The 3989-nt window shown below is 57.6% G+C and carries 6 protein-coding genes; 5 read left to right on the forward strand and 1 reads right to left on the reverse strand.

All coding sequences use genetic code 11. The features are described from left to right. The 4 genes from B5E66_RS13280 to B5E66_RS12590 form a co-directional block, all read left to right on the forward strand. On the forward strand, positions 1-309 hold a 309-nt coding region (locus B5E66_RS13280; protein ID WP_206393115.1), incomplete at its 5' end, for a hypothetical protein. Between the two features lie 118 nt (positions 310-427). Further along, the gene (locus B5E66_RS12580) at positions 428-805 is read left to right on the forward strand and encodes a GntR family transcriptional regulator (protein ID WP_087233813.1); all 378 of its coding nucleotides are present in this window, start codon (positions 428-430) and stop codon (positions 803-805) included. Between the two features lies 1 nt (position 806). Continuing rightward, positions 807-1667, forward strand: coding sequence for an ABC transporter ATP-binding protein (locus tag B5E66_RS12585; protein ID WP_087233816.1), 861 nt, complete (start codon positions 807-809; stop codon positions 1665-1667). Continuing rightward, on the forward strand, positions 1664-2302 hold the full coding sequence (locus B5E66_RS12590) for an ABC-2 transporter permease (protein ID WP_087233819.1): 639 nt from the start codon (positions 1664-1666) through the stop codon (positions 2300-2302). Before B5E66_RS12585 ends, B5E66_RS12590 begins: the two co-directional genes overlap by 4 nt. A gap of 400 nt (positions 2303-2702) precedes the next feature. Here the strand turns inward: B5E66_RS12590 and B5E66_RS12595 are convergent, their stop codons facing one another. Further along, a complete protein-coding gene (locus tag B5E66_RS12595) occupies positions 2703-3320 on the reverse strand; it encodes a TetR/AcrR family transcriptional regulator (protein WP_158098365.1) in 618 nt (205 codons plus the stop codon). Between the two features lie 152 nt (positions 3321-3472). Here B5E66_RS12595 and B5E66_RS12600 point away from each other — a divergent pair, with 152 nt between their 5' ends. After that, on the forward strand, positions 3473-3874 hold the full coding sequence (locus tag B5E66_RS12600) for a hypothetical protein (protein ID WP_087233824.1): 402 nt from the start codon (positions 3473-3475) through the stop codon (positions 3872-3874). Positions 3875-3989 lie beyond the last annotated feature (115 nt).

The raw sequence follows: 3989 nt of genomic DNA on the forward strand, positions 1-3989 counted from the left end.
GCGTGTAAGAGTGCATTAGAGGAATTGCACAACGCTTTTTCCGGGCGCCAGCCTCCCGCCGCTCCGATCCTGAATGCGCCCGCTTTGGCGGGCGCGGCGCTCCAATATCCCCGGCGCTTGCAAAACCGCGACGCTTTTGTTCGTTCCCTTGCAAACTGCATGATTTGCATGATTTACACGAACGGCGACCGCGTCCTGCGGACGAAACAGGGAGCCGTGAGTGGCGCCGCGCTCCGGTTTTTGCAAGCGGGCGCCGACCCGCACCGCAAAAATCGGCTAAGCGCAAGAGGATTCATTTTCTCCGGGTAGAGAAATCATGCAAACCATTCATTTCATGCAAATCATTCACTTTGGCTTGACAAAGCCGTACTGATTGACTATAATGTACTTAGTTAATAAGTACACTCAAGCACAAAGGAGGGAGCACGTGGAGATCATCATCAGCTCCAACACCGGCAAGCCGATCTACGAGCAGATCACCAGCCAGATCAAGGCCATGATCATGAGCGGGCAGCTCAAGACAGGCGACCCCATCCCGTCCATGCGGGCGCTGGCCAAGTCCATCCATGTCAGCGTCATCACGGTGCAGAAGGCCTATGAAGACCTGCAGCGGGATGGTTTCATCGAGACGACGGTGGGGCGGGGCAGCTTTGTGGCGGCCCGGAACAAGGAGTTCTATCAGGAAGAACAGCAGCGGCGGGCCGAAGAACACCTGCAAGCCGCCGCCGATATCGCACGCGCCAGCGGCATTGCGCTGCAAACGCTGGTGGATGTGCTGACCTTATTCTATCAGGAGGGCGAATGATATGGATACCATCCTCACAGTGAGCGGTCTGACCAAGCACTACCCCGGGTTCACCCTGGACCATGTCTCTTTCTCGGTGCCGGGGGGCAGCATCATGGGGCTGATCGGCGAGAACGGCGCGGGCAAAAGCACCACCATCAAGGCCCTGCTGGGCCTGGTGCGCCCCGACGAGGGCAGCGCGGCCTTCTGGGGGCAGGACCTGGCCGCCGCGCCCCGGCTGAAAGAGGACCTGGGCGTGGTGTTCGACGGGGGGAGCTTTTACGAGACCCTGACCCCCGCCCAGGTGGGCAGCATCCTGCGCCATGCGTACAGCCAGTGGGACGATGGGCTGTACCGGTCCTACCTGGAGCGGTTCGCCGTGCCGGCCCAAAAGGAGATCAAGGGGCTGTCCAAGGGGATGAAAGCCAAGCTGTCCATTGCGGCAGCCCTCAGCCACCGGCCCCGGCTGCTGATTTTGGACGAAGCCACCAGCGGCCTGGACCCGGTGATGCGGGACGATATCCTGGACGTGTTCCTGGATTTCGTACAGGACGAGGAGCACAGCATCCTGATGTCCTCCCACATCAGCGCCGACCTGGAAAAGGTGGCGGATTATATCACCTTCATCCATGCCGGCCGGGTGCTGTTCACCAGGGCCAAGGATGAACTGCGGTATCAGTGGGGGGTGCTGCGGTGCGGCGCAGCGCTGTTCGGCCAGCTGAAGCCCCAGGAAATGCTGGCCTGGCGGCGGGAGGACTACCAATGGGACGTCCTGGTGCCCGACAAAGAGCAGGCACGCCGCGCCCACCCCGGCGCCGTGGTGGACGATGCCACCATCGACGAGATCATGCTGCTGTATGTGAAAGGAGAGTGTGTGCAATGAAGGGCCTGATTTTGAAGGACCTGTACAACATCGGCCACAACGCCAGGACCATGCTGTTGGTCCTGGTGGTGCTGGGGGTGTGTCTGGCCCCCACCACTGGCTTGACGGGCTACCAGACCACCTGCGCGCTGATGTGCGCCATGATGGTGGTGACCACCTTCAGCTTTGACGATATGGCGGGCTGGATGAGCTACGCCCTGGTGCTGCCGGTCAGCCGGCGGGAGATCGTCCGGGCCAAGTACCTGGTCCTGGCCATCTTCTGCACCGTCGGCGACCTGCTGGGCGGCGCAGCCGGCGCGCTGGTGATGGTTCTGCTGGGCCAGCCGCTGCCGCCGCTGGGTGAGATGGCGGCGCTGCTGCTGTTCGGCTGGGCGCTGGCCTACCTCACCGGCAGCGCGTCCATCCCGCTGCTGCTGCGGTTCGGGGCCGAGAAGGCCCGGATCATCCTGGTGGGAGCCTTTATGATCCCGGTCATGCTGATCCTGGCGGTGGGCGGCATCCTGTCGGCCGCCGGCGTGACCCTCACCGACGAGCTGGCGGTCGCCCTGTTCTGCGCCTCCCCCCTCGTCGCCCTGGCGGCCGGCGCCGCCCTTGGCCGTATCGCCTGCGCGATCCTGAACAAGAAGGAATACTAAAGCGTGCCGCAAAAAGCGCCGCACGAATCGCTGTCCCGACTGTACGCATATCGTCCGGTCGGGACTTTTTTGCACCCTGTGCCGCGACGCATTTTGGCGCTTTTTTCCCTCTTGACAAGCTATGTCTATTGTTTGATACCGTACCAACTGCATGATTTGAATGATTTACATGAACGGCGACCGCGTCCTGCGGACGAAACAGGGAGCCGTGAGTGGCGCCGCGCTCCGGTTTTTGCAAGCGGGCGCCGACCCGCGCCGCAAAAATCGGCTAAGCGCAAGAGGATTCATTTTCTCAGGCCCGAGAAATCATTCAAACCATTCATTTCATTCAATTCATTCACTTTGCAATGGAGCAAACAAAAACCTCCGCGTCAGTCCAGGCGCGGAGGCATACGGTCTTTCAATTTATTTTACGCTCCAGAAGGTCTACAACGGCGGAGACGGTCAGTTGTTTCAACGTTTCCCGCTCTGCCTTTGACAAATCAGGCGAGATCGCGTCATGACATGAACACTCCAGGATGTGATAGCTCAGCCGAAGTTTTTCCCGAAGCAAGGTCTGTGAGACGTCCTGACGGCAGGCCAGCTTCCGATACAGCTCTTGCAGCAGCTCCGTTTCAAACGCTTTGAACAGCTCTTTGATGGCTTCCTTGCGAAGTGCCATAGCCCAAAATTCATCATGGGCTTCTGCCCTCATGGTGTGGGACGCATACAAGCGTTCATAGCACGCCTCAACCATATACGATAAGCCTCTGCCGGAATCAACACCCGATAGAACGGAATCCAGCGCCTCTTTCAGTTCTGCAAGATACAGTCTGACCACCTGAAGCAGAATATCTTCCTTATCCTGGAAATAACTGTACACGATCCCTGTGGACACACCAGCTTCTTTTGCAATCTGTGCTGTATTCGTCTGGTAATACCCTTTCCTGCAAAACAGTTCATAGCTGGCCCGAATGATAGCGTCGCGCTTTTTGACGGCGCGTTCCTGCTTTGGGACCCGTATCTCTGTGGTTGCCATTCCTTCATCCCCCATTTTCAGACGCTGCGTTCCTTTTTAGTATAACGAGCACAGCCAGTGAAATCAAGAAAAGGCCCCATTATCCCTTGACATCCTCTTGGCTGTTCGCTATACTAAATATGAAATATATTTCATATTTAGGAGGTGTTCCCATGAAACAGCATTCCCAAACAGCCCCCTATCGCTTCTATTTGGTGTTCATGCTGCTTGCCTGTACCGGCGCCCTGATCTGGCAGCTCTGGCTTCCCCAGCTCGCAGAATTTTACTCAATCTGGGGCACAGCGGCAGGCTGGCAGCGCGAAATCGCCCTGTGGAACGTGGGATTGATCGCCTCTATCTTGTACGCCCTTGCAAAGCATGACGTCCGCTGGATGAAAGTTCTTACGTTCCAATCCACTGTATTGTGTTGGGCGCTGGGGACAAACCATCTGTTTGCATTTATAAGCAGCTTTTCATCCGGCAAATGGATCCATATGCTGGGCGTGCTGGAAGTCATGCTTTTGGGCGGCATATGGGGAACTGTGGTGCTTGTACGGTATAAAAATATCCGCTAAGCTCCAAAAAGCAAAACCCCCAAGGCATACGCCTCAGGGGTCTTGTTTTGAGAGAAGCCGGCATCTACCTATTTTCACAGGCCGTGTCCAGCCAACTATCTTCGGCACAAGTGAG

The sequence above is a fragment of the Faecalibacterium sp. An121 genome (assembly GCF_002160915.1).
Classification (GTDB): Bacteria; Bacillota; Clostridia; order Oscillospirales; family Ruminococcaceae; genus Faecalibacterium; species Faecalibacterium avium.